The sequence below is a fragment of the Rheinheimera sp. MM224 genome (assembly GCF_947090785.1).
Taxonomy (GTDB): Bacteria; Pseudomonadota; Gammaproteobacteria; order Enterobacterales; family Alteromonadaceae; genus Pararheinheimera.
The window spans coordinates 2113706-2137480 of the sequence record NZ_OX352320.1; the positions used below are offsets into that span (position 1 = coordinate 2113706).

The following is a 23775-nucleotide window of genomic DNA, read 5'->3' on the forward strand; positions in this document are numbered from 1 at the left end:
TCAAATCAACAATAAGAACAAATATGCTCATCTAACTAAATCCGCTCAGGCTTGTATCATTATTTTTGTTCTAAACGTAAATCAATCGTCAAATACACTATTTTTTAACAAGCGCGAGTATCGGGATTTTGGCTCTTCGATGGTTAGGCTTTTATCATGCGATTGAGTGAAGATCACCAGTAGTTGCTGTGTAGGTGCTAAGCCAAGTTGTTGGCAAAACTCTGCTAAATCGTCGGCGGCGATTCTGCGGGAAAATGCATCTCGATCGGGCGCTAAATTATTGCAGTCGATCACAAATACCATAACTTCAGTGGTTGGTTGGCAGCCTAAGTCTGATGCAGAGACCAATTCACCCTCTTGAATCTTGTTTCCCGCATTCACCAATTGCTGAATAACACCGCCTGGTGTTGTTTGGTCAAAACTTTGACCATCGATAAAATGAATGGATAACCAAACTGGTTTATTTGGAACGTCTTGCTCTGTTCTAACTGCAATACCTGGTTTTAAGGCGTAGTAGCTCTCAAGTGACTCTAAAGCCTCTTGGCAGCGGGGTGCGTTTGCTATGAGCTGTTCTTTGTTTTGTGGATTACCTGTAAGGTCTAGAAACTCGACATGCCCAAAGCCAGCGCACTCCATGGTCAATTTACTCACCAGAGCCTGAGGTTGTTTTTGTGAGAGCACCTTCATTCCACGATCAAAGCCATTGACTTGGTAGGTCTCACAAATATTTTCAAATAACTGAGTTATGGGTTCGAAGTTGCTGGTTGTATCTATGGCCTCAAGGGTATTTAAAAACTCCGTATAGGCAGCCACGGCCTTGAGATTGGTGAAATGTAATGCTTTTGTATTATGGTGATACCCGCTGGCACGGCCAATATTGGCTTGTACTACCGCGGCGATATTTGACACTGTGCTATCCCAGCTGGCAATAAGGCTGTCTTTCATTTCAATGCCGAAATTTATCCCTGCGCGAAAACTGGCAACTGTAATTGCAATAATTTTTTCATCAAATAACTGGGCATTTTGGTATTGGCGTCGAAACTCTGTGAGTGAGACCAATTCATGATCTTCTATTCCAGTAAGTTTTTGGCCAACAATAAAAATTTGGTCTGCTCTGAACCCCTCTTTTATAAGAACCTGTTTAGCAAGTTGTGCGCTGTTGTTGCCAACTCGAATAAGTGCCCATCCGCCATTTGGGTGACTTTTTAGATGCTTTAGAAATAGACTGCGTGGAATTGATTCATCGGCAAATGCTCTATGCTCTTCAAACAAATCGACAATCTGTTGGCGTTTATGCATTTGTCGAATGCCATGATAGTCGGTGGGCGTTTTGTGAAAGACCAATGCTGTGTTAAATGCTTGCCGCAATATAGATTCACTGCCTGCAGCAAATAATGCACTGAAAGGCGTGGCCGATATCAATGCAATCCTGGTTTCTGATGCTTCTTTTTCTATATAGTCAAATAACTGTGCGTAACGGATAGCGTCGCTCGCTGAACCATAGTGACATTCGTCAATGATCAATAACTTTGGTGGTTGCTGTTTGAAATGCTGTAAGAGTGCGGTTTGAAAGTGCACCAAATTGCTTACTATCATATTAGGGCAGTGAGCTAAATCCTCCGCGGCCTGTTCTTGAAGCGCTACATCGGCCATTGTAACTAGAAACAAGGTGTCTTTTAGTTTGGAACGATCACAGATGTCGCTGTCACTGAGCGACAAACGCTGTAAACCACCTAGTGTCAAAGCGATGCCTGATTTACCTGATTGCATCTCAGCAGTCAAAATGACAGCCCGATGACCAAGCTCGAATTGCTGATAAACTTTTTGTGCAGCATGTCTTTGGTGTTCGAAGGTTTTTAGCTGCAACACCTGTTCAATCCTGTCTCGATGAAGACTAGCTTTACTACTCATCGATTGCGCTCTTTTTCAGAAAACTGAGATTCGTCACGGATCGTGTTGACTTGGTCCGGACCTTCATTGGACTCAATTTTGATTCGTGTTCGTTCGGCGTGATATTCACCGCGCTTGTATAGCACGAACATGGTGTCGTCACGAGGAACTGAAAAATGATCACACATCTCGTATACATCATCTAAGGACATGATTTTCTTTTTAACCCCGTCACGTCTAGATATGTTGTAAACGCTAAAAATGGTAGCGGTGATCAGTTTGTTTTCGGAATACTCGCCTGAACCAGGAAGAACAATTTGGTTAAATTCGATGTTTTCACCTTGGTCAATGGAGCGGGTAAAACTCAGCGTTCGCTCTTTCATGGTGCCTTCTTTACGGGCTTTTTCTGGATTGTCGTAGCTATCTCCATTGACCCACTGTGCTTTCACCCAGTTTTTATTAGCCCCGCGCATGGCACGATTGCCTTTTACTGTGGGCCCACCAGCTTTTGTCATTTCTTCTCGGATTGTTTCTATGGACTTTATGAGCAGAGGATCTGAAGTGTGCTGGGAATAATCGTAAGCAGGTTCTAAAAGTTTGCCTGGTACAGCGATGTAACTGTCTGTCATATAAGTTTCAACGTCGCCGATGGGGCGTCGACGTTTGGCTTTGATGGTTAAACCTACATCTAATCCGTTGACATTGTATTCTTGGCAAATTTCATCGAAAAACTCACGTAAACCATCAAAATCTGAGGCTGCGTGTTCAGCAGTGTTTTGGTCTAAATAATCTAGAATTGCCCCGTAAGCTTGCGCTGCATTAAGGTTAGTAAAATGGATAGCATCTCGATTCGGGTGGTAACCGCAGGCACGTCCGACGTTTGCCTGTACGACGGAGGCAATACTGGTTACTGTATTATCCCAGGTTGCAATCAAACGGGTTTTCATCATTTGACCAAAGTTGATGCCAGCACGACAGCCCGCGACTGTAATCGCTATAAGTTTTTCATCAAAATCTATACATTCATCAAACTCTCTTTTGAACCGGTCAATCGACGTGAGTTCTTCTACAGGAACATCATTTAACTGGCTACCGAGGATGAAAATATTAGCGGCGCTAACACCGCGTTCAATGAGCTCCATTTTGGCGTTCATCGCGTTATTTGGGTTAACTCGAACCAAAGCCCAACCCGCACCTTCATATTTATGAAAGAGATCCATAAACTGATCACGGGCTGTTGATGTTTCTAAAAAGTTTCGTGTCGTAGTATCCAAATTTCTGATTTGTTTTGCCGCCAGCATCTGGCGTACGCCGAAGTAATCTTGGCTGGTTCTGTGGAATACCAGTTTTGTTTTGAAGTCACGGCGTAGGATGGAGTTTTTAGCAGCGTTTTCGGCAATTTCCTGTGCTTCTTTTAGAGCGGCTTTATCATTTTCCCTAAGTGCCAGGCTCTCTAAATGTTTTGCCACTTCATACTCTTGTTCTGCCGCATAAAGCGCGCCAAAAGGTGTAGCTGAAATGAATACAACCTTGCAACTATCGTTTTGTTTTTCTAGATAATCAAAGATTTGGCAGTAACGGATAGAGGATGCATTTGAACCGTAATGACATTCATCTATTAAGATTAGTTTTGGCGGGTAGCCTTTGAAATTTCGTTCAATGTCTTGCTCAAAACGCACAAAATTGCTGACGATAATATTTTTGGCATTTGCCAAATCTTTCTCCGCCTGATCAATCAAAGCTATATCTGGCATGGTGACTAGATACAACGTATCTTTGAGTTTAGCCTTATCGCAAATATCTTCATCACTTAGCGATAAGCGTTGTAAACAGGCTAAAGCTAAGGCAACACCAGACTTTCCTGCCTGCATTTCCGCTGCTGTAACCACTGCGCGTACTTCGCCTTGGAGTGCATCAAATGTTTTTTGTGCGGCAGTACGTTGATGCTGGAAGAGACTGTCGCTATTGAGGACCTGCTGCACTAGGTGTCTGTGCTTGACGGCTTTTTCGTTCATTCTATTTTCCCTTTTGATGAATTCAGTTAGCTCTGTAAACGATACTTATACCAGCATTTACATGTAACTGGAACAAGCAAGGATAGGGGGTATATTTACTTAAAATCATGCGCTTAGTATTTGCGCATTTAGAGCTGAATCTTAATCGAATGTCCGCGCGTTTGTGGCAAGGTCTATATAGTAGATGGACTATCGGGTTTCTGCGCATACGAGTTGACGTTATCAATTTTATAAACAGAGTAGCGATTGAGTACAACCAAACCTGGAAGGCACTGCAAGGTCAATTGCTATTAGTAAAGTAAATGGCAGCGCACAGGTGTCGTTTCTCCAACTGAAAATATAAGAGTCTGGTGATTTCTACACAGTAAATTTGACGTTATCAAAGCGACGAAGTTATACGAAAAGAAGAAGGTGTTTGAGTTACTTTGGAATCAGAGCGCGCCTGATTCTACTGGTATTGGCGACCAGTCCTTGTTGGTAGACAGTAGAGGCAGTGCCAATTCTAGTGTCCCGAACGCTTCAAGCAAAGTAATACAAAACAAGGTACAATCCAAGCCAAAAGAAAGCAAGTTAGACAAAGAAGCGATGTGATGAACGATAAGAAACGCGAGGCCTTGATGAAGTTAAAGCGTCTGATTGATGAACGCAGAAGTCAGATGAATAGCGGTGTTGCTCCTGAAATGTTTCTTGCTGTCGCTCAGGTTTACGCGTTTTCAAATTCAGATGGGGTTGTGAAGTTTGCACAGTGGGTGCGTGACGTGATTATGTCGACTCGCACTCTTGGTATTGATGACGATAGCGTGAAGCCGTTTTTAAAAGAAGCCTATGGTGCGATGGCTTCAAACCCTGAAAAGTATGGCATTTCAGATGAAGTTGCCGATACTATGGATGCGCCGCGCGACATCCGCAAAATGGATATTACCGCATTACTTAATGAGCTGTAGTAGAGCAATGACACCGAATCAGATCAAAAAAATTAGGGTGAATCTGGAGAGCTCGCTCAAGGCTCGGAACTTGGTGCATTACAACACAATGAAGATGCACAAGGAGTTGGAGCCGTTCTTGGACAATCTGATAGCAGAGTTCGTGCAGACAGTGGACGAGAGCAGGCATCAGATAGTGGACCATTACTCAAGGCAGCAGATGCCGGACAAGGTGCAGCTGATGAACAATGAGTTTCTGCGAGCCGAAAACGAAGCACTCAACCAAGTCGCCGAAAGGATAATGGCAATTACCGAATTAAGTCTGGAGAGTTAAAGCTGTCTGGCTGTTGGGCGTCCACCGCTGAGTAGAACGTAGCTATACGTTTAGCTTGTCCAAAAGATTACCCTAAACATCGGTGGAGATGGCAAGTTACTGCAATAAAGGCACTAGCTTGTTTAGCAGTTTATTTTCTATACTACAGATGAAACCTTGTTTTGGCCCGAGATTGCGCTAGGGGATTCTTTGAATTGATTGGTCTGCGCCCTTTCCCAGAACGAGGTTTTTTTAAATAATCCGCTCGGTTAGATGGTTTGTTAAACGACTGCATCGAAGCTCGAGCAGTGTCATGATTCATTACGTTCCATACCAACATCAGCTTCAGCAAACAAACCATTGCTCCGTCGCGCACTGGTCTTGTTAACATTAATTGGTACCAAATAACCTGAATTAGTTGAGCGTTTTGGCAAGCAAGATGCAGTTTGTAATGCGCTGAGAGTGGATTGGCTCTGTAAATCAGTAGATATTAAAAAATTTGGAGGTGTTTATGCCATCAATACATTTTGTCGAGCGAGTTAAAAATTACGGTGTAGCTAATGAACAGACAGGTGAATGGTTCACTGGCAATTGGAGAATTACTTATAAAACTGCCGAAAAGCTTATAGGAGCAGATGTCTATTTGCATTCAGGACAGAAGACGCCATCTTTCATTGGCGGGAAAATAATCAGTTTTCGATTGAACCCAACCAATCCTAAAAGAGTTATTTTTCACTTTATCAGGTTGGATAGCCATGAGGGGGTTGTAACGCCAAAAGAAGGCTGGGGCAATGAGCAAAAGAGAATTTGGGACTAAATAACTGATCCTAATTGTGATACACCGTCTTCAGCCCATGTTTTCCGCCAGGGAACGGAGCTGCCGTTTCCATAAAATGGTCTACCTGCTCCAGTAGTTCATCCATCGTTTTACATCGATGATTGCGGGTAATTGTTTCATGCAGCGCATGCCAGAGCTTTTCTATTTTGTTATGCCACGGGCTGTAGACCGGTAAAAACAGCAGCTTGAACTTCGGGTTTTCTGCCAGCCACTTTTGCGTTTTCTTACTCTTGTGAATGATGTAATTATCCACAATAAAGGTCACGCTTTTCGCCCGCCTGTACTGGCCTTTGACCTTCTCCAGTAACTCGATAAACAGGTCGCTTGTTTTTCGCTGTCCACCTACATAGCTGATTTGCCCCGTTTGGCTGTGCAGCGCTCCGGCTAAATAGTGTTTCTTGTTTTGTCCTGGTGTCGCGACTTTACGCTGCTGACCTTTGAGGCCCCATTCCGCTCCAATCTTCGGGTTCAGGTGGATATCCACTTCATCTTCATAAAACACCGGATGGTCGACACTGGTGTTGTCCAGCGCTTCTCGCATCGCTGCTAACTTCGCTTCTTTGTCCGGGTCACGTATGTACAGCGTCGGTGCTGCCCGCCGCCAGACAATCCCCAGCTTTGGTAACCAACGTCTGATAGTGGAGCTATGTACCTTGATGCTGCACAGCTTTCTGAGCAGCAACGCGAACAACTCAGTACTCCAGCGTGAGCGCTGATAGCCCAAGGTTCGTGGCGTTTGCTCCAACAACAGTCTCAACACCTTACAAATAAAGGCTTTGGGCTGGCGAACTGGCCTGCCAACTCCTTTTGTTTTCAAGCCATCAATACCGGCCACTTCGTACCAGGCGAGCCAGCGGTTCACGGAGGAACGCCCCGCCTGAAGCACACGGGCGACTTCAGATTTAGTGGCACCTTTTAACACCAGAAGAACTGCATTGGCTCTGCGGCATAGGTCTTTATCTCTGGTTTTATGAATGACTTTCTTCAAACGACGGGTTTCAGCGCCATGGAAAAATGTTATTTTGTTCATACTCAATGCGGTTAGTGATTTGTGTGGTTTGGCGACTGATCAGATCGCTCAAACCGCATTGAGTTCCCGCCTGCAAGTGATCTACTAATTGGAACAGTTATTTAGCTGTCCTTACTTTTCGTATTGGCCAGTGATGTTATCAGCTTAGTGGAGGAGGAACTGTCGCTAACCTCACCTTTAGCCTTTAAAAATATCCGCATCAATATGCGTAGCATCCTCATACAAATCGCCAAACCTGCTGATGAAACGACCTCAAGTGGTTTGCGGCCTGCGAAATTATCAATGTTGGTCAGATTTATGGTGCTCCGCTTCATGTGTTCTTTTGCTTAACGCCAGCCTTTGCGTTGGGCAGCGTAAAGTAGTGCTCAACAGTCTGGTTTAAGATTTTTCGATGTCTCTAAAGAATAATCTTACGTGGCCTATATAGTTTTTTGAGTTTTCAATTATGTGCTCTGGCACTATCAGCTCGTTCCTCGAACGATAGAGAGGTTCCACCACCATGCCATACAACGCAAGTCTTTGTTGACGGAAGGGAGTTTGTTGCATGATAAATAGTTGTTTAAGTTGTTCTTGAATAGCTTCCCAATAGCCTACCGTGCTCACCATCCATTCGTAGGGATCAGCGGAGGGCATCAGCAGGAACTCGTCATACGCCAGCATTTCTTCGCAGCAAATAATAGTCGTGGCTGTGTGTTGTAGCGGGATTTTGATCATGGGCAGATTACTCCTGGTTTTGCTGTGATAAAGAGGTGATTACAGAGTTTAAAGCGCCAAGTTGCTCAGCAGAAAACAGCTGCTTTAGGTTGTGGTTGGTGCGCAATAGAGTGGCCAGATTGGATAGATTCTCTCGGTCAGACTTCAGCACCAGGTCAAATACTTGTTCGTAACGCAGATAAGGCAAGGCTGGCTTGAGCATAGATAGGTCATCGGGTGCCAGAAAAACACAACGGGTAATGATGCGTTGCAGCCATAGGACTTCAGCGTAAAAAGTCGGCATGACCTCGCACTGACAAAAGGCTAGTGTGTTGAGTACCGGATGTGCTGGTGCTTTGCTGATAATCAACTGAGTGGCCAGATAAAAAAAGGGCCATAACTCATGAAACTGTTGGCGTTTGTTCTGGCTGTGTTTGGAGCCATTTTCTGTAAAACAGCAGTCACTCGCACTGCTATTAACTTGTTGAAAGAAGCCTGCTTGCAGCAGGTTCAATAGATCTATGGCTTCATCCAGTGCCTGAGCCGATGCAATGTGCTGCTCTGCAAAGGCCCAGTCTTTTAATTGTTGCTGTAAAGCCGGGTACGGAAAGTGCAGCCCATCCATGAATACCTTGATACGCTGCTTGTCGTCTTCACTAAAAGCCGACTGGATAAGCTTTAGCTCTTCCTTGGTCAGCTGACGCTGCAACCGCTCAGTTAAAATACGCAGTATCAGCGACAGTGATGAATAGCCGTGATCCTCTGTACGCACCCTTTCCAAAATAGCCAGCAGTGATGGGTTCTCCTGGATGTCCCATTCGGCAAAATCCATTGTTATACCGCGATACATTGACTGCAGCATTCCAGCTTCCATACAAAATCCGCACATAGCCTTACTCCCACTTCTTGACCTGAACTCAGCTTATCAGTAGGTGCGACGTATTGTGTCGCAGCGCTGACTATAGTGAGCCTTAAGTGCTGATAACGGAGTAAGAAATGGAATCATTACCTGTAGTTGCGGTGATAGGGGTTGGTAGTTTGGGCTGTTATATAACCAGTGAAATTGCTTCGCATGGTGTATCAGAGGAAATCGTAGAAGAATTTTCGTTTGATCCGGTTCGAACAGATATTCACTGTATCTATCTGCATAAAAGTGAAAAAATTCTGCAGCAGGCTGAGCCAGAACTTTGTTTTCAGTTGAAGCCTGATTCTACAGACGAAAACTACCAGTTGCAAAGCTCGGATTTAGACCGGTTAAAGCAACAACTTCAGCAAGCAGATATGGTGTTTCTTGTCGGGGCTTTGGGTGGAAACAATGGCGAAACTATTGTGCAGCTTGCCGCCTTGTGTAGCGAATGGAAAATTCCGGCCGTTGGTTTTGTGGTATTACCCTTTCAATTTGAGGGCAAACCGAAGCTGCACCAGGCCACTATCGATTTAAGCCGGTTAGAGCAGTTATGTAAGGGCGCATTGAGTTTTCCAAACGACAAACTAAAGCTGGTGCTGGGGGCGCAAGCGCCGCTTGAGCAATCTCTTGATGCCAGTAATAAGTTTCTGGCAAAGCTACTTGCCAAGTTGCATCAGATATTGACGACCCCTGGCTATATCAACCTCGATTTTAACGACGTTTTAACTGTGCTTTTGGCTCAGGGGAAAGCGGTGGTCAGCATTACTGAGCTGGCCGTTTCAGAAGACAGCCAGAACGTAGACAAAACCATGGAGCAGTTGATTAACGAGGGCATTCAGTGTTCTTTAGCTGATGTTCAGCACATTAATACAGCTACAGCGTTGGTATGGTATCTGGAGGCTCCGGCCAATTTCCCGTTGCAGCATTATGTGTTGCTTGGGAATTTAGTGGCGCAACGTTTTCCTTATGCGACAACCATTATCAGTGGTTTAGATACCAGCAGTGCAGGGTGGTTAAAGCTGACTTTGATTGCGACTGGCATGTCTAAGTCAAAGACTGTTTAGGAACGAGCGTTAAACACAGTAGTTTTTAAGAAAAAGGTAGAGCAATGAGTAATATAACTAAAATGATCGAGCATCTTCAATCACCCAAAGAGCTACTTTTAGCCTATGAAGCTATAAAACAACGGATGCAGGATTTGGGGTATTCATCAAGCCATACAGATCCGGTAGGCCAGTATGCAGAGCATTTAGTGGCAAAACTTTATTCAGCACAACGCACACGAAATGGCACTGCTGGCTGCGATCTGATATCGCATGACAACGTCAGAATTGAAGTGAAAGGCCGGGTTGCACGACGAGATGGTTACGTCCCGAAGACCTACATTATGGATTCCAATGTGCAATCCCAATTTGATTACCTGGTCTATATCGTATTTGACAAAAACTATGAGGTTCTTCGTGCTGTTGGCATGACCGTGAATGTGTTTAAGCAAGTGGCAAACTACGTTGAACATACCAACTCTGCGGGAAAATGGGTGTACAAAGCCAGCGAAAAGAATATGCAACAACCTGGTGTGGATGATTTAACTCAAGATCTAAGAGAGTTAGGCGAATAGGCACTAGCTTATTGAAGGCCAGCTGCGTTTCACAATTAGGTGCGTAGCTTGCCCGTAGTTTTAAATCCGAGACATCCTCTAAAAACTATTGTGCTTAAAACAGGAATTCGTTTATAAGTAAGTTATTGCGAGTATGTCTTTATTCCCCTGCTGTTCATGGAGTGAACTGGATGATGTTGTTTGATGTATCGTCTCTGCGCTTTTTTTCACCCGGTCTGTTGTTTACTAACCGCCGCCGTTTCTCTGAAATAGTGCCAGTGCTTGCCTTGTGCTTGGTTGTGGCTATTAGTTCAGTAACGTCTTTTGCTGTTCTTGCCAAAGAACCTTTTAGTCTTGCTGACATTCAGGCCGAGCGGCGTGAACTGTGGATGGGTTCTGCAACAGATAAAGAGGGAGTCGTTCAAGACATCGATCACCGTATTGCTGACATTGAACACGACCACGTTCGTCGTGCCGCCTTGTTTATAATCAAAGCTAATTTACTTCAACATCATGGAATGGTGGCTATAGAGGAGAATATTGGCAAGGCACTGTTATTAATTGATGAGCGAACACAGCCTGAGTTGTATCTCTACGCCATGGTAGTTAAAAGTTATGGCATGTATATGTATCAAAACCAGGCCGAGCAGGCCGCAACATTACTGGAAAAAGTACAGCAGCACCCTGCATTAAAAAATGATCTTTATGTGCAGGTACAGGGCCTATCAAGTTTATTGGAAGTCTATTACAGGTTGAATCACTTCAACAAAATTAGTAAACCTTTATTTCAATTAGCCAGGACTTTAACCTCAAAAGAAATGGCGCCTGAGTATCAAGGGTTTTTCAGAGAGCTTGACGCTGAACTGGCTTATCACAGCAGTTTGATTGGTGATAAACATCAGGCTATCGCTATATATAAAAAAATGATAACCGAAAGTAAACTGAAAGGACAAATTGATAATATCGCGATAGTAAATTGCAATATTGCTAATATGTATTTCCTGCCGTTGTCAGAAAAAATACATTATGCCAAAGCCTCGCTTGCAGCGGCTCGCAACTTGTCTTGCTCAGATGTGATGGAAAAGCTGGTACTGTTAGACGAGATACAGCAAGGGAATTTGTCCAATATTGCTCGCCTGCCTCAGTTTCATTCAAATCAGCAAATGCCTCGTTTAAACGAACGTTCCGCATATTATGCGGGTTTAGCTTATCTGCAGTTAGACGACCTGGCAGGCGCACAACGCATGGCCAATAGGATGACGGACCCCAATAACTGGGAACGATATGATTTGCTACAAAAAATGTATGAAAAGCAAGGCAATTACCGAGATGCCTTTGCTGCCAGTCAGCGCTTTCATCAACTGCGAGCAGAAAAAGATGCGAATGCCAGAGCTTTGATGCTTAGCAGCTATCAAACCCGTTTAGAGATGGCGCAGGAAGACACCATTGCAGCTGAGCAAGCCAAGCAAGCCGAGCAGCTTCACGCTGCTGAACAAAAAGCCGAAGCGCGTTTGCAGTTGATGCTGACCGTCATTGCTGCTGGTGTAGGGATCACATTAGTTTTAACGCTTTATCTTTACCGCAGTCGTCAGTTACAACACAAACTCCAGCAGTTATCGGACACAGATCCATTGACTGGTTTACTAAACCGCCGGGCATTTTTGCGCCAGGCTGAGCAGTTAAAGCAACTCGCTGAGCGCCAACAGTTTCCGCTCTCCGTCGCGCTTATTGACCTCGATTATTTTAAACAAATTAATGATAAATACGGTCATCAGACAGGCGATACTGTGCTTCTTGCCTTCGCTAAGGCTGCGAACAGCACACTGAGACAAACAGACCTATGCGGGCGCTTCGGTGGTGAAGAGTTTATTCTGCTTACGACCCAGCAAGATACCACTGCCTTCGCCGCATCTTTACAGCGGCTGCAGCAATGCTTTACTAAACTGTGTTTACATGACCTTCAGTTAGGTTTTGCTGTGAGTTTCTCAGCAGGTATTTCTACTGTGTTTGAACAGAGCGCAGGAGTGCATCAGGATATTGAGGAAGCGATTCGTCAGGCTGACGAGCAACTATACTTTGCCAAAGCCAATGGTCGACAACAAGTTTGTACGGAAGGTTTATGTTTGCAGCTGGTGAGTGCATGAGGGCGGACATTACTGGCTAATTATTTAAAGAAGGTTAGTGCCAACACGATTTGGCAGGGTCTAGTAGTGGTTTTTTATCAAGAATTTAACGCTGGTTTTGCATCTGGTAAAACCAAAGAAAGCGGACTGGCACAATATACAAATGCAAGCAGCAATAACTAAAAAGCGCGAATATTGGAGATCCCAACATGGGCGAATGGTCTGAGTACTTCGAAGATTTCCCAGAAGAAAATCCTGCAAATTATGTAGACGGTAGATTCAACCCTGAACTGGCAAAAACAATCAGGCAGGAAGAGCAAAAAATCTCAGATGCACGTGAAGAAATAAACAAACTTCTTTTAAATGCTTGGCTTAATGAAAAAGAAAAGCACTATCTAGCCACCGAAGAATGCCCGCAATGTGGTTTAAAGGAGCTAAAAATATACAACATTAATAGCAGTTTCTACCTTTGCGAGTGCCAAGATTGCGGCACATATGGAAAAGGAAAAACTCTCGAAGATGCCACAGCCGCTATCATCGATGCCTTTGGTGAAGGGCTGAATTGGAGAGAAATAACGGGACCGTGGAGCCGTTAACCAACCAAACCTACCCTAGGTTTATTCAGTATACAAATCAGCCCCAGCTCTTAGTTTTTGCTTTATACGCTCCCTAAGCTCTGCCGGGCTGGTTACTTCAACCGAGGTGCAATGCGACAGCAGCCACCATTCTAATTGCCAGCCGCCAGGCACTGTAGCTTTGAGCCTGAAGCCATGATCTTCGCTTGGTTCTATGAGCATATCCTCGGACAAAGGGGATTCAGTTAATAAGGCTGCCATGTAAGCGTTTATTTTGGCCTCTAACTTAATACTATTGCCGTTGGAAAATTGTAAAGCTCCGGTGACCAGGTATTCACTTAATGAAAATCCATCTGGTTTTTGCGACTCGGTGTCCAATACGGTTGCAGTCTTAAACCTATGCAGTGCAAACAGGCGAATGTCTGTATAAGGGCTGATTGTTGCGACCAGATAGGTAATATGTCCTCGTTGTACCAGACCCAGCGGGTTTAGCAGATAGTTCTTTTCTGTGTTGTCGTGAAGAGCAAAATAGCTTACTTGTAGCTGTTTATCATAAACCAAAGCCTGCTGAATACTATCGACTACTTCGGGGATTGATTGTGGTTGCAGCATAGGTAAAGTCGGGGATACCACCGCAATTTTATCAATCAAACTGGCGCTGGGGTTTGAAGGCGATAAAGCTGCAATTTTAGATTTGGCCTGCTGAAACTTCGGTTCCAGGCTGTGAAGTAACTGTTTCGGTAATACAGTTTTTATGGTGCCTTCAACCATATGCAAACTAATGGCCTCAGCAATACTCACTCCGGGAATATCAACAGAAGCATTGTCCATCCAGCGCCACAGATAAGGGGTAGCTGATTCGTCGCTAATCAGCGGAAAAATGCAGGATAGTTCTTGTAAATCGCGTTCTACTGTTCTTTTAGATACCTCAAAACCAGCATCATTGAGGAAATGACATAGCTGCAAAGCAGAGCAACCAGGGGCGCGGGTTGGCAGTAGTTTTAGCATCTCCCAGTGTCTGCTAAGGGTATTTCTGAATTTTGTGGCTGACATAGAACGTCCTTGTTTGCTTTGCCCAGATAGTATCAATAGTTGGCATAAATGCTGAACCAAAAAAATAAGCCAATAGCTGCAGTCGCATTCATAAATTGCCTTGGCTTATCTCCTTCCAAACCAACAACAGCTTCAGCAAACACACCAATGCCCGGTCGCGCACTGGTCTTGTTGTTCCAGGCTCGTCATTAATTAGCCTGACTGATGTCGTGATGCGGATTTCCAATAAACCGGTTTTACTGATTTTTTTATGCAGCACTTCCTGGCTTTTGGTAAAAGTTAGCGTGCCGGTATTGTTCTTGTCGCGATCAATGTAGCTGTTGTTTGAAAGATCAAAAAAGCTCACTATGTTGATATCGGGCGGGGCCTGGATGATGTTTGCAATCAGCGTTTGCCAGCGTTCTGTGATGGTATTGACGATCAATGCATCATATTCGTCGTCTAAGGAAGTTCGGTCAGAGAACGTTGGTAATAGTAGCCTGAATTGCATCTGCTGCGGCGAGATCTCGAGCTGTTTAGCAAATGTCAGCAGGGTGGTCACTTTATCCGGGGCGCTACTGCGTGGTAAGTAACCTTTGCCTGGCACTAAAATAGACAGGATGTCCTGAACCTCTTGTACCTTGATGTTGTGTAACGTGCCAGTGGAATGCAAATGATCACACCATTCGAGCACTTGGCTGAAATTTGCTTTGGTCAATTTTGTAAACAGAACTTGATTAAATAAATTCTGAATATGCTGGCCTGATTGGCTGGCGGCACTTTCATAGGCTTGGATTAAGCCCTGTACTTGGGGCACGCTGATTTCGAGTCGTGCTGCTATTTTGCTGAGTGAAACGCCTTGCTCAAAATGTTTGAGGAACTTCGCTAACTGGCTGAGGCTGATTTTGACAGACGTAGACTTTAGCGGTACTTGTTCAGGTTGAGCGCGTTGGCTTTGCAGCGAAAGCGCCGCATTGTTTTTAAGGTGTTCAACCCCGGTAAGAGACACTTTTTTCTCGACCTCAGCAGGCACTCTTGTCAGACGTAATGGGTATTGGCTGGTCATTACGCTGTCATAGCCGTGAATTTGAATCAAGAGCTTACGGCTGACCTGACTTGGATTGCTCATGGTAAGAAAACCAAAAACATCCAATAAATGCAGGTAGCTGCTGCAGGTTGTTTCTATGGCTGAGTGGCCAAGTAGATGGCTGACAACAAATAACTTCTTTCGACTGAGAGCAAATGTTAAACCGAGGCGTTGTTTGAGCTTGGTTGAGACTTGTTCACTTAGCCAGTCGTGCTTTAAAAATCTGACCTGGATTGCGTCGTTTTTACGTTGATGCTGATGCAATAAATAGTAAGTCCAGTTTGCGAACGAATGGCGCAGATGGTGAAACCTGAAATTTTGGTCTTGAGTCAGTTGTTTCAGGCAACGGGTCAGGTAATCAAATGCGTCGATGACCAAGTCCTGATCATCAAATAAATCACGGTCTACTCTGTATTCTAATCGTGCATTATCAATAAAACCTTTCGCAAACTCGATTTCAGTGTCAGGCCAAAATGGAGCCATTGGAACATTTCTGGAGCTGTGGGGGGATTTGAGTTCACGCTGCTTATTTCTGCGAACTCTTACCTCAGACAGTTGGCCGTTTATTTGAATGTCTTTGATCTTGAGTTTGGCGGCTTCATTTCGGCGTAAGCCGCAGAAAAAGCCGAGACAAAACAGTAGACGGGCAACTTTTGCGGTTTCATCTTGCTGCTTACGCAGATGGCTGAGTAATAATTCCGCTTCCTGGCAGGTGAGCAGATTGGCGTCTGTTTTCGCCTGATGTCCGGGTATGTTGAGCTCACTTAAATCCAGATCGGGCACTATCTGGTTGTTCAGTAAAAATTTGGCAAAATACCGAACGTAGCCGCAGCGCTGTGGAGATTTTACTAAGGTGACAATTTTATTCAGCGCTTCAACCCAGTCTTCGCCTTCAGACAGATCGTAGTCGTCGTTCGTCAATACAGTAAGAACAGGTGTTGCCAGGCTCATCAGGTAGTCTTTTACAGTGTCCTTCCGCAACACTCTTTTGTGGCTGCTGCCATATTCCAGTAGTTGAATACACCAACTGAGCAACAACCAGCACCATGGATCATCGGTAAAATTGCTCTCTTGCTCCAGCCATACCTTGAGTTCAGTTTTGGCTGCGGTGAATTCCTCTTTCTCTTTGGTAAATAGCATGTTGGTCATGCTCTTAATCAAACTGAGCTTATCTTTAACCAGTAGTGATTTTTCCGCTTTGGTTTGTTTTTCTTCAGTCAAACCGCCGTTTTGTGCGAAGCGTAAAATGGTGCGTCGTTGACGCTCAGGTAACGACCAGCTCTGTTCCTGCTCGTCTTTTGCAATAGGTTGTGGGTATCCGGTGATTACCCTTAACCACGATTCTCCCTGCAAGGGCGTAGTACGGATTTTGCCTGCAAACTGTCTTGCCAGTAGCGGTGTTGTGGTAAGCGTCAGATGCACTTTGGCTACGTCTTTAAGCTGAGTATAGTTAAAGCCGGTTAGAGGGATTTCAGGCAACGCCACTTTTAGATAGGCGTTTATAGCGCCACTCACCGTCATCTTGTTGTCCTCCTGGCCGCGCTCTAGCCAAATCTGACGCAGAAATAGCAGGCTTTGGGTATCCAGCAGCAGTCGTTTTGAACTATGTTCGTAATAGCTGAACTCTCCAAGTTGTTTAAAATGTGCCTTTGGTCCCTGGATGATAAGGCGCAATAAATCTTTATCCAGCACCCCGAGTTTAAACATTAACCAGAGTACTAATCTGCCGGACATTTCGAGCTGTGAGGTGAGAGTTGTGGGTGCCTGAATTTCCTTAGATAGCTGCTCATGAACTGTTGCAGCCAGATGCCCACGCAATAATGCAGAGGCAGTGACGACAGGCATATCGCTTTTTGTGGTGACTAACCTCGGAATGGGTGGGGCCGTGATACCTGTGACTTGCGTTAACTGTCGGATCAGCACTTCGAGCAGATCCAGTTGAACAGCGCGCTCCGCGGCGCGTTTGCTGAGTCCTTTTACATAACCAGTGATGCTATTTTGCGTCAGTGAATTTTGCGCTAGGTCGAGCAACAAATGTTTAGCCACTCGGTTTTTTAAATCGTCAAAATCTTTTACCAGATCTGCTTTGGATAGCGATTTTTTCAACGATGGATGAGTTTCAAACCCCAGGCTTACCTCTGAACTTTGCAGATAAGCATGCAGCGCGTTAAGTAACTCCGGAAAAAAAGTGGGGTGCTTGCGCTGTAGCCACAGACTTAGTTCAACAGTGTTGGAAGGGCGCGCCATCCTTGCTCCTGTAACATGGTATCGATGACCGGGGTAAGTAACGCAATGGCTTCAGAGATTTCAAATGAGGAATATTCTCCTAGCGCGGCTTCTCCGGTTGACCAGTGGCCCATTTGGAAGTTGCTGAGTTCTGGCGGTACGCACTGTTTCAGTAAATGGCTGCGCAGAACATGACGGCCAAAATTGATAGGATAGGCAAAATTTTCCAGCTGAGCCTGTAACCACTTTGGAGTGATGGCGTGGAACTGCAGCTTTCGATATTTGTGGCTCAGGTAAAACAAAGGGCCTGGCAAACGATCATTATTTTTCATTTGAGTGATCAGCGAGTGGTTTTGCGTCAGGCTATTGACCAATGCCGTGGTTAATTTATTAAGCGCAAGCCTCACGTGCTCCGACAATTCTGGCTGTAATACAGCGAGATGATGTCTCAGATGCACAATATGATGTTGATAGTTCAGTAGCTGCTGTTCTAACAGGGGCGCGACTGCAACAATTCTGGTGTTGGTGAAATCGTCGTCATCTTTATCACTAATCACCATGGCATGATATTCAGGTAAAAAAAGCTTAAAAGCGGCAGTGGGTTTTTGACAGCCCGGTAACCCGTGCCCTGCAGCAACATAATTGCGGTGTAGATCACATAATGATTGTGGTACTCCACGACTTTTTTTACTGACATTTGCAACTCTGATCGCTTAAAGATTGACAGCCGGTGTCTCAGTTGATCTGTTAATTGTGTGAGCTCTTCGGTGGTAGGTACTGTGTTTGAACCCATCTGATTGTGCTCTTTAGCCACAAAGCTTGTCAGACCCTCCGGTAATTGAGAATCGGGATCTATTTGTTGTATATCCTGCTGCAACTCGCTCCAGAATGTGTTGAGTTGCGCCGCAATTTCTGTCGTTGTGGTGTGTGAGTAAAATCGTGTCACTCGAGTTTGATAGCTATAACCACCAAAGGCGAACAGCAGATTGATAGGGTCTTGCTGTCCTTTGGCTATCATTCTATGAAGGCAGAAATTTTTTAGTTTTTCCGTACTGAGCTTGATTTGAGTTTTCTTATCGAGATTTTTAAAAAAACGATATAGCTCTTTATCTAACTCTTTTTCGCTGATGGAGTCTGGGATCAGCTGTTGCGGCTTCGCAGCGATCCCATCGGGATGTAATGCATTGACCAGCGGTATTAACGCTTTTGGGCAACGCAGCACAGTGGCTGCTGTGGACTGTTCTTTAGTAGCCGCAGTTACGTTAAAACGCCACCAATACGTCTCACCATCATCACTGAATAAACCTTCTTTACCGGAGTCGTTGAACCTCATGGTCAACAATTCACTTATTGTTCTGCCGGTGAGCAATAGCCCCCAGCAGCAGAATAGCGCTGACAGCTTTGTTGTTGGCAGGGCAGATAGTTTGAGCCCTGTTAGTGCTTTGAATAGCGCCAAAATTTCGTAGGGTTGGATCAGGTGTTTATCAAGGGCATGGCCATTGTGAGCACGCTGCAATCGCTGAGATATATCAAAAACACGCAACAGTTTTTGCTGGCTATCTAACACCGTATGAATTCGTTGAGCCCTGAATTTGGGCCGCTTTTGTCCAGGTTCAGGGCGTTCTTCTACCACATCAATATCAAGAGCAAGATCGTCTGGTAGTAAACCACTTTCTTCAATGGCTTGTTGCTCCGCCGGTTCACGTTTATGCATGCGCAGCAGCGGGTCATTTGGTACCGGATAGCTCAGATCAAAATTACGTTTACCAAAGCTACGCCTTTTCGCGTAGCGGCGTTTTTTGGTTTCTCGTCCTTTCCAATCCAACAGAAAAAAATGGGCGAGCTGCCGGACATAGTTTTGAGTTTTTGACTGTAAATTGTCAGTATCCTCCAAATATTCTTCCAGACGTTGACCAATAATCTGGGCCAATTCAGAACGAACGAATAGTGCAGAGTCGAATTCATTATCGTTTTGTAGCAACAATCTCAGAGCACCAGCGGCTTCTTTGAGTTTTGAGCTGGTCGTAGTGAATTCGGCATCTATGCGGTCTTCATTGTTCCAGTAATGCTGTAGGAACAATTTCACTAGTCTGATATTTTCAGTCGAACGCTTTATTCGTGCAGAGGCGGCAAGCTCAAAACAGAGTGCATAGACCGGTTGTTCGTCACACCAGCCATTTTGTTTATGTCTATTGTAGAATTGTGGGTGTTCGTCCGACAGTCGCAGCACTGTGTCACGTAATGCATCTTCTGCTTCTGCGGAAAGGTGGAAGAAGGATTCAAATTCACTGCCTACCTCTGCTCTGAGCAGTTCCAGTGCCTGCAGTATGTACCCGATCCCGCGCAGGTTTTCAGGCAGATCCAGTCGGACAACAAATTCCTGAGGCAGCAAGGCATCGTCGCTAAAACCAAATTCGCGCTGGAAGTGCCGAAACGTCTCAATGGACAGGGTAGGGCTAGGCATAGCTAATCATCGGAATGTGTGAAAACTTTATTGGTGGCATTTAACCACTTAGCCACCTTGGCTTTACTGTTCAGCTGTGGGTAAAGAGTGAGCCAATCATCCGATTGAAAAATACTCAACGCCCCTTGTGGTTTTTTAAACCAGGCTTCGAGATATCCTTGTACTGTTTTTAGCTCGGTGTTGTGAGCATCATGCAGAAAAATTCGCGTAAAATCGTGCAGACAATACAACCGGAGAAATTTCTCAGCAGGTATATCTGGGATTAGCAACACGGGGATCTTCTGTGCCTGTGGTAGCGAGCTTGTCAGGAGACGCTGAAAGGTCATCACGCCACCGAATACCTCAAACTTTGGTTGGTCTGAGGTTGACGATTTAGCCGGGTGACAGAGCAGGGGGCTTTGCAGCGTTAACACTGAGGTCGCAGACTCCGATAGTTCTGACGGGTTTGATCTGGTTTTGTACAGTGAAACAAGATTAGCCGCCTGGATTAGGGTATTGGCAACCGCTGCTAATTGCAGATTTTGTAGTTCGACCGACACCAGGGTTACATCTGTTGTCAGGTATGATATAAAATCAGCATAGGTTTTTATTCTTATTTTTTTCTGTGTTGTCAAATTTCACCTATGCCTGTCGCCTATCATGAGTCTTATCATGGAGCCTATTGCGATTGTAGCAGTATAATGGTTATTTTGGACACTTCTATATTCCTGCTTTATTGTGACCAATTAAATGCTGAAAGTATTAATAAACACTCTTAAATGCCGATTGATTGTATTGCAAAAATGCCTGAAATTCTTGATTTATATGGGTTTGATGGTGCTTTTGGGTGTTTTATGGTTGTGTGGAAAGGTAATTTATATGTCTTGACATGGTAGGGGTCGGTGGTTCGAGTCCACTAGGACGCACCAAATTCTAAAACACAAACGCTACCTTTTCAGGTGGCGTTTTTGTTTTTACCAACATAAGCCCATGTTTTTCAATTTGAAGGCCCACTTTTTAGAGGGCTTCCTGCCAGTTGCTGCTATTCACTCTGGACTTTCCATCCTGATAGCGGGCGGTTCCTTAGCATGCCGGTAAAGCAGTTGCAAGCTTATCTCGCTTTAAAAGGCCAAATCGCGTACAATGCCCTTCAATGATTAATACCTGTTGTATTAATCAGGCGTCAATTCTGGAGAAACTGATGACAAAACCACTGTGGACTGTGGGTCTTGATGTAATAGTTATTGACTCAACCAGCGAATGTTATGGTCAGGTTGGGCATATAGTCCGGATATCTTCACCGGGTAACAGCTGCCGTCTGTCGGTAGACTTTGATGGAAGTGTTTTTGGCTTTGACCAAGACGACATTGAAGTTGCGTTAATTTAGCTTTTATTCATTTGAAAACAACAGTTTAAAAAGCCACATACTCAGTTACTATGGCCACTCTTTTTATATGGCGTGGCCTTTATTTTTTGTACTCATGTCATTTGTCTGCCGCTACTATTCAGGTTTTGCGGCTGACAGTTCTTCAAATGTCGATGCCGGAAAATGCTTCGTTACCCATATCTCCTGGGTAACGAAGCAATGTGCTCATACCCCTAATGTTATTGCTGGAATTTAGAGACTATCTCGGCAACATGTTTACCCTGAAATTTAGCCAGAGAGAGCTCAAGTGCAGAAGGTGCACGAGATCCATCAGGTCCTGCAATACAGGCCGCTCCCAGCGGAGAACCACCATGAACTTCAGCTATGTTTGTAAGCTCAGGACAGGAATAAGGTAGGCCAACCACTATCATACCGTGGTGAAATAAGGTGGTATGGAAAGACTGGATAGTCGTCTCGTTACCCCCTCCGGTTCCGGTTGATGTAAACACACTGCCCACTTTTCCAATCAGTTTTCCCTGGGCCCACAAGCCTCCTGTTTGGTCCAAAAAGTTACGCATCTGTGCGGGCATATTTCCAAATCGGGTCGGCGCACCGAAGATGATGGCATCATAATTGGCTAATATGGCAGGGTCTGCGATTTCGGCGGCTTGATCCAATTTAAAATGAGCTTTTTCAGCGATTTCTTTAGGGACAATTTCGGCAACACGTTTAAGGTCCACCTGAACACCCGGGATCTGAAGTGCCCCTTCGACCACTGCCTTTGCCATTGTTTCGATATGACCATAGCTCGAATAATAAACAACTAACACCTTTTTCATACAATGCCTCTCCAAATATCTCAATTACTTAAAGAAGGCCAACATATCTAACTGCAGCTGAATCAATTCAAGCTTAGTTACGGCAGCACGGGTTACAGAACTTTGGTTTCTTTGTGTTTTCAAGTCAGGATTTAGTATAGGTTCGGCCAGATTATTAACAGTAGCAGAATAACAAAAAATAATTTTTTAAAAAGGAGGTGATAGTCTAAGTTAACAATGTATAGGAGAAATCGTCATTACAATCGATATAGCTATCAATGGTTTAGTCGTTATTTTTGAACGGGAATGATGTTGAAATCAGTATGTCGGCTCAACGACTGTACCTATAAGGTGGTCGCGTTGCGTTTTCGAAATTGCGTTACTTTATGTTTATTGCCACAGGTAGCCATACTGCACCACCGGCGCTTATGCGCTTTAGTTTTATCTTCAAACCATAAAATACAGTCTTCGTGCTCACACTGGCGAAACAAATGAATATCTATTCTGGTCATCAGCTGAGCTGTTGCCAACACAACCGGATAGAAAAGGGACTTTAGCTCTTTAGCGATGTATTGTTCGACCAGATGTATCTCGCCCTCTGCTGATACTTCAAGGTAGTGGAACAGGGGATACTCACTCAGCAGCTGATTGATGTGCTTCACATCCGGCTTTTGTCCGTTTTTTAGCGTATCAAGTTGTTCACTGATAAATGTTCTGAGCTTTTTTAAGTAGTGCAGCAGGCCTGATTCAGCGCCCAAGGCTGGGGTTAATGAATAATCTGCTGGGATCAGTTTTGCTAATCTCATCCACTGAATAGCATCTATGTCGCTTTGAAGAAAATCAAAACGCTCGCCATTCGTGTAAACGACTGTATTTACTAAATCTAATGCCAGATTGTCTGCAAAAAAAGGGGGTTCTTTATTCAGCAACTTATTCATAACCATGATGCCCCAAAATGCCATTGTAACCCTTAAATTCAACCTACAATGGTTATGTAACTGATTGAATTATTATTGTATAAGGAATTATAGAATTAGAGAATTAACAAAACAGGAATAATGTTCGACAGCGAGGTAATTGGGGCCTCTGTAGTTGTTATTCTGTTGTTTAGTTCACTAAAAAAGTAATGAAAATGGTCTTATTACTCCATATTCAGAAAAAATAAATTGCCCAATACAGATATTCCTAACAGAAAAAATATCCACCAGAATCAAGGTATTCGCACAAGCAGTCGATTGCGATATGTCAAAGAACTCCGTTGATGATTTGTGAGGATGTTATGAGCAGAATAAATTCCGTATCTTTAGAGACCGCAAACCCAGAGCAAAAAGAGCTGCTGGAGGCCATCCAGACTAAATTAGGTATGGTGCCTAACTTCTTAAAAATATTTGCTAATTCCCCTTCAGCGTTAAGAGCATTTCTTGGTTTGCATAGCATTTCAGGTGAAGGAAGCCTGGATTTGAAAACTCGCGAGAGAATTGCTGTTGCGTTGGCGCAAGAAAACTCTTGTGAATATTGCTTGTCTGCGCACTCTGCAATAGGTAAAAAAGCCGGCCTTTCCGCAGCTGAGCTGGATGCCAATCGCGCCGGTACATCTCATGAGGCGAAGGCTGCTGCTGCGATTAAACTGGCAAAAGCTTTACTTGAACATCAGGGCGAAATAACCACAGCTGATTTGATTGAAGCTCGGGATGCTGGGTATACAGATGCCGATATCGTCGAAATAATCACCCATGTTGGGATGAATGTACTGACGCATATGATAGGTAAAGCAAGCCGGGTGGAAATCGATTTTCCAAAGGTCGCGCTTGAATAAAAGTAGTGTCTTTGAATGGTTTGAAAGCGCCGCCTTGTTAGTTCATGGCGGCATTTTTATTGGCTTTGATCTCTATAAATTAA

At 44.4% G+C, this 23775-nt stretch carries 21 protein-coding genes; 9 read left to right on the top strand and 12 right to left on the bottom strand.

Going from position 1 to position 23775, the window contains the following annotated elements:
- Positions 1-81: 81 nt before the first annotated feature.
- Both OM978_RS10005 and OM978_RS10010 read right to left on the bottom strand, forming a co-directional pair.
- On the bottom strand, positions 82-1911 hold the full coding sequence (locus OM978_RS10005) for a DEAD/DEAH box helicase family protein (RefSeq protein WP_264346741.1): 1830 nt from the start codon (positions 1909-1911) through the stop codon (positions 82-84).
- Positions 1908-3905 (bottom strand): DEAD/DEAH box helicase family protein, encoded by a 1998-nt coding sequence (locus OM978_RS10010; RefSeq protein ID WP_264346742.1) that lies wholly within the window; start codon positions 3903-3905, stop codon positions 1908-1910. Before OM978_RS10010 ends, OM978_RS10005 begins: the two co-directional genes overlap by 4 nt.
- A 590-nt stretch (positions 3906-4495) precedes the next feature.
- Here OM978_RS10010 and OM978_RS10015 point away from each other — a divergent pair.
- The 3 genes from OM978_RS10015 (at position 4496) to OM978_RS10025 (ending at position 5958) form a co-directional block, all read left to right on the top strand.
- Positions 4496-4849, top strand: coding sequence for a hypothetical protein (locus OM978_RS10015; protein WP_264346743.1), 354 nt, complete (start codon positions 4496-4498; stop codon positions 4847-4849).
- 7 nt (positions 4850-4856) lie between these two features.
- Positions 4857-5162 (top strand): hypothetical protein, encoded by a 306-nt coding sequence (locus tag OM978_RS10020; protein WP_264346744.1) that lies wholly within the window; start codon positions 4857-4859, stop codon positions 5160-5162.
- 490 nt (positions 5163-5652) lie between these two features.
- On the top strand, positions 5653-5958 hold the full coding sequence (locus tag OM978_RS10025) for a hypothetical protein (protein ID WP_264346745.1): 306 nt from the start codon (positions 5653-5655) through the stop codon (positions 5956-5958).
- 10 nt (positions 5959-5968) lie between these two features.
- On the opposite strand, the gene OM978_RS10030 is transcribed toward OM978_RS10025, so the two are convergent.
- From OM978_RS10030 to OM978_RS10040, 3 genes are all read right to left on the bottom strand, one after another.
- Positions 5969-7009, bottom strand: a complete 1041-nt coding sequence (locus tag OM978_RS10030) for an IS630 family transposase (protein ID WP_264346746.1) — start codon at positions 7007-7009, stop codon at positions 5969-5971.
- 378 nt (positions 7010-7387) lie between these two features.
- A complete protein-coding gene (locus OM978_RS10035) occupies positions 7388-7723 on the bottom strand; it encodes a hypothetical protein (protein WP_264346747.1) in 336 nt (111 codons plus the stop codon).
- A gap of 7 nt (positions 7724-7730) precedes the next feature.
- The gene (locus tag OM978_RS10040) at positions 7731-8564 is read right to left on the bottom strand and encodes a hypothetical protein (RefSeq protein ID WP_264346748.1); all 834 of its coding nucleotides are present in this window, start codon (positions 8562-8564) and stop codon (positions 7731-7733) included.
- A 134-nt stretch (positions 8565-8698) separates the two neighbouring features.
- On the opposite strand from OM978_RS10040, the gene OM978_RS10045 reads away from it, so the two are divergent.
- From OM978_RS10045 to OM978_RS10060, 4 genes are all read left to right on the top strand, one after another.
- On the top strand, positions 8699-9673 hold the full coding sequence (locus tag OM978_RS10045) for a hypothetical protein (protein WP_264346749.1): 975 nt from the start codon (positions 8699-8701) through the stop codon (positions 9671-9673).
- A gap of 44 nt (positions 9674-9717) precedes the next feature.
- Entirely contained in the window at positions 9718-10227 is a 510-nt protein-coding gene (locus OM978_RS10050) for a hypothetical protein (protein WP_264346750.1), read from the top strand.
- Positions 10228-10595: 368 nt separating this feature from the next.
- On the top strand, positions 10596-12350 hold the full coding sequence (locus OM978_RS10055; protein WP_264346751.1) for a sensor domain-containing diguanylate cyclase: 1755 nt from the start codon (positions 10596-10598) through the stop codon (positions 12348-12350).
- A gap of 188 nt (positions 12351-12538) precedes the next feature.
- Complete coding sequence (locus tag OM978_RS10060; RefSeq protein ID WP_264346752.1) at positions 12539-12925, top strand: hypothetical protein; 387 nt, start codon at positions 12539-12541, stop codon at positions 12923-12925.
- A 21-nt stretch (positions 12926-12946) separates the two neighbouring features.
- On the opposite strand, the gene OM978_RS10065 is transcribed toward OM978_RS10060, so the two are convergent.
- From OM978_RS10065 to OM978_RS10085, 5 genes are all read right to left on the bottom strand, one after another.
- Positions 12947-13957 (bottom strand): helix-turn-helix transcriptional regulator, encoded by a 1011-nt coding sequence (locus OM978_RS10065; RefSeq protein WP_264346753.1) that lies wholly within the window; start codon positions 13955-13957, stop codon positions 12947-12949.
- A gap of 88 nt (positions 13958-14045) precedes the next feature.
- Positions 14046-17069 (bottom strand): tyrosine-type recombinase/integrase, encoded by a 3024-nt coding sequence (locus tag OM978_RS10070; protein WP_264346754.1) that lies wholly within the window; start codon positions 17067-17069, stop codon positions 14046-14048.
- Between the two features lie 170 nt (positions 17070-17239).
- The gene (locus tag OM978_RS10075) at positions 17240-17809 is read right to left on the bottom strand and encodes a hypothetical protein (RefSeq protein ID WP_264346755.1); all 570 of its coding nucleotides are present in this window, start codon (positions 17807-17809) and stop codon (positions 17240-17242) included.
- Positions 17803-19713, bottom strand: a complete 1911-nt coding sequence (locus tag OM978_RS10080; RefSeq protein ID WP_264346756.1) for a hypothetical protein — start codon at positions 19711-19713, stop codon at positions 17803-17805. Before OM978_RS10080 ends, OM978_RS10075 begins: the two co-directional genes overlap by 7 nt.
- A 2-nt stretch (positions 19714-19715) precedes the next feature.
- On the bottom strand, positions 19716-20327 hold the full coding sequence (locus OM978_RS10085; protein WP_264346757.1) for a hypothetical protein: 612 nt from the start codon (positions 20325-20327) through the stop codon (positions 19716-19718).
- A 566-nt stretch (positions 20328-20893) separates the two neighbouring features.
- Here OM978_RS10085 and OM978_RS10090 point away from each other — a divergent pair.
- A complete protein-coding gene (locus OM978_RS10090) occupies positions 20894-21079 on the top strand; it encodes a hypothetical protein (protein WP_008899526.1) in 186 nt (61 codons plus the stop codon).
- Positions 21080-21297: 218 nt separating this feature from the next.
- Here OM978_RS10090 and wrbA read toward each other — a convergent pair whose 3' ends face one another.
- Together wrbA and OM978_RS10100 are read right to left on the bottom strand one after the other, a co-directional pair.
- The gene (wrbA, locus tag OM978_RS10095; protein ID WP_264346758.1) at positions 21298-21897 is read right to left on the bottom strand and encodes an NAD(P)H:quinone oxidoreductase; all 600 of its coding nucleotides are present in this window, start codon (positions 21895-21897) and stop codon (positions 21298-21300) included.
- Positions 21898-22220: 323 nt separating this feature from the next.
- A complete protein-coding gene (locus tag OM978_RS10100) occupies positions 22221-22814 on the bottom strand; it encodes a CGNR zinc finger domain-containing protein (RefSeq protein ID WP_264346759.1) in 594 nt (197 codons plus the stop codon).
- 341 nt (positions 22815-23155) lie between these two features.
- Between OM978_RS10100 and OM978_RS10105 the strand changes: the two genes are divergently transcribed.
- Complete coding sequence (locus OM978_RS10105; protein WP_264346760.1) at positions 23156-23692, top strand: carboxymuconolactone decarboxylase family protein; 537 nt, start codon at positions 23156-23158, stop codon at positions 23690-23692.
- Positions 23693-23775 lie beyond the last annotated feature (83 nt).

Coding starts and splice junctions, on each gene's coding strand:
- OM978_RS10005 (WP_264346741.1), bottom strand. CDS start 1,911: ATGAGTAGTAAAGCTAGTCTTCATCGAGACAGGATTGAACAGGTGTTG.
- OM978_RS10010 (WP_264346742.1), bottom strand. CDS start 3,905: ATGAACGAAAAAGCCGTCAAGCACAGACACCTAGTGCAGCAGGTCCTC.
- OM978_RS10015 (WP_264346743.1), top strand. CDS start 4,496: ATGAACGATAAGAAACGCGAGGCCTTGATGAAGTTAAAGCGTCTGATT.
- OM978_RS10020 (WP_264346744.1), top strand. CDS start 4,857: ATGACACCGAATCAGATCAAAAAAATTAGGGTGAATCTGGAGAGCTCG.
- OM978_RS10025 (WP_264346745.1), top strand. CDS start 5,653: ATGCCATCAATACATTTTGTCGAGCGAGTTAAAAATTACGGTGTAGCT.
- OM978_RS10030 (WP_264346746.1), bottom strand. CDS start 7,009: ATGAACAAAATAACATTTTTCCATGGCGCTGAAACCCGTCGTTTGAAG.
- OM978_RS10035 (WP_264346747.1), bottom strand. CDS start 7,723: ATGATCAAAATCCCGCTACAACACACAGCCACGACTATTATTTGCTGC.
- OM978_RS10040 (WP_264346748.1), bottom strand. CDS start 8,564: ATGCTGCAGTCAATGTATCGCGGTATAACAATGGATTTTGCCGAATGG.
- OM978_RS10045 (WP_264346749.1), top strand. CDS start 8,699: ATGGAATCATTACCTGTAGTTGCGGTGATAGGGGTTGGTAGTTTGGGC.
- OM978_RS10050 (WP_264346750.1), top strand. CDS start 9,718: ATGAGTAATATAACTAAAATGATCGAGCATCTTCAATCACCCAAAGAG.
- OM978_RS10055 (WP_264346751.1), top strand. CDS start 10,596: ATGGGTTCTGCAACAGATAAAGAGGGAGTCGTTCAAGACATCGATCAC.
- OM978_RS10060 (WP_264346752.1), top strand. CDS start 12,539: ATGGGCGAATGGTCTGAGTACTTCGAAGATTTCCCAGAAGAAAATCCT.
- OM978_RS10065 (WP_264346753.1), bottom strand. CDS start 13,957: ATGTCAGCCACAAAATTCAGAAATACCCTTAGCAGACACTGGGAGATG.
- OM978_RS10075 (WP_264346755.1), bottom strand. CDS start 17,809: ATGGTGATTAGTGATAAAGATGACGACGATTTCACCAACACCAGAATT.
- OM978_RS10080 (WP_264346756.1), bottom strand. CDS start 19,713: ATGCCTAGCCCTACCCTGTCCATTGAGACGTTTCGGCACTTCCAGCGC.
- OM978_RS10090 (WP_008899526.1), top strand. CDS start 20,894: ATGACAAAACCACTGTGGACTGTGGGTCTTGATGTAATAGTTATTGAC.
- wrbA (WP_264346758.1), bottom strand. CDS start 21,897: ATGAAAAAGGTGTTAGTTGTTTATTATTCGAGCTATGGTCATATCGAA.
- OM978_RS10100 (WP_264346759.1), bottom strand. CDS start 22,814: ATGAATAAGTTGCTGAATAAAGAACCCCCTTTTTTTGCAGACAATCTG.
- OM978_RS10105 (WP_264346760.1), top strand. CDS start 23,156: ATGAGCAGAATAAATTCCGTATCTTTAGAGACCGCAAACCCAGAGCAA.